At 38.1% G+C, this 1621-nt stretch carries 2 protein-coding genes; both read right to left on the minus strand.

Annotation, left to right across the window (positions count from 1 at the left end):
* Positions 1–84: 84 nt before the first annotated feature.
* A complete protein-coding gene (locus AACS24_RS08945) occupies positions 85–951 on the minus strand; it encodes a hypothetical protein (RefSeq protein WP_146181477.1) in 867 nt (288 codons plus the stop codon).
* A gap of 317 nt (positions 952–1268) precedes the next feature.
* On the minus strand, positions 1269–1621 hold a 353-nt coding region (locus AACS24_RS08950; RefSeq protein WP_219927765.1), incomplete at its 5' end, for a hypothetical protein.

The following is a 1621-nucleotide window of genomic DNA, read 5'->3' on the forward strand; positions in this document are numbered from 1 at the left end:
CATATATACATTTCACGCTCTTATATGTATTTTCTACCTATTTCTTTTAATATATTTAGAGGGATATAACCCCATGAATTGTATCTAGTCGCCATTATTTATTGATTTGGATTTTGGAAAAACCTCTACAAAAATCTTCTTTCCTTGGTCAAAAGCATTGACTGTGTATGACTCAGTATTTGCGCCGACACCTGTAGCATCAATAGCGCCAACATCAGTCACAATCTTCCATTGATAGGTAAAGTTATCAGGCTTACATGCTAATGGCTGTATATTCGCATCGCATGTGATACTAGCCTTCCAAATAGAACCAACTATTGGGTTCAAATCGGAGCCTTCCTTCGGATATATACCTGGCGATTTTCTACCTACATCAGTAAATGTTTCACCACTAACGTGGACAAGGGCAACACTGAAAGCACCTTCACTCACTGAGATAGATTCTACTGGCCCAGTTGGATCGTCTATATCTACCGTATTATTACCATCTATAACTCTCCTCGCAGATGACCAGTACTTTGTCACACCTGTATTTGGAAGACCAGTTAGCGTTGTAGGCACAAATTTAATAATTATATGAAAGCCAATATTTTCTACTGTTATGGGCAGTGGGGCTGATATATCTAATTGTTGCCAAGCATTATCGATTACTTCAATAACAGATATATCACCAGTGGCTTTAACCCATTGGTATTGGACAACATAAGGTGCTGGCAGGTCACCATCCTCATCTGTTAATGACGGAGTTGCTAAAAGTGTCGCACCTGGCTGTAGCTTGCCCACCTTCCCACCAGGTGCTGTCTTTTTGTCGATCCTTAATAAACCTATTGGAGCATGCCCATATATGACTGATGATATATTTGACGTTGCAGACTCTGCTGATGCAGCCACAATTATAGCGGATACAAATGTAACACCCGCCACAGGTAACTTTGATATATTTAACATCATACACTGAGAGCCTCTGTTTCTTTGAATGAGGCTCACTCTAAATGGTGTGGTACAAAGGGAGTAGTAAAATATGATAAACCAAAATAAATCAATTAAAATCAATTAAAATCAATTGCTTATGATGCGTGTTGCTACACTATGTACTTTCAAGCCAAAAAATAATACGTCGTTAAATCGGCTCCATTTAGGTCATCACCTAAACACAATGAAATATATCAGAAGCTTATCGAGTTCTTGAGACGGGATTAATCCAAGATGATAAGCTTGCTAGTGTATTAACTTGATATCAAGTTTCAAGAAATCTTCTTTATGTGGACTCAGAAGGCAGCCGTCTTATTTACCTTTAATATTATTGAGTTTGATGCAACACAATCTATACTCAATGAGCAATAACTACCAGCTTCATCACATGGAGGGGTTGAAATAAATACACGTTCAACTCGTTCATGGTTGGATATATCATCCACCATAACTTTAATCTCTATGCCATTTAAGCTTAAACTCATCATGTTTTTTTCAAAAATAGATGAAGAACTCTCACTCTTGTTACCTTTACTACTCAACTTATTCACCTCGTCTACTAGCAGGACTAAAAAACAGGAGGGACAAGCCCTCCCAAAAACACGCATGGAAATGAATGTAAGGCATTGCACCTTACACAGACCACCTT

The sequence above is a fragment of the Aeromonas sp. HMWF016 genome (genome assembly GCF_963878195.1).
Classification (GTDB): Bacteria; Pseudomonadota; Gammaproteobacteria; order Enterobacterales; family Aeromonadaceae; genus Aeromonas; species Aeromonas lacus.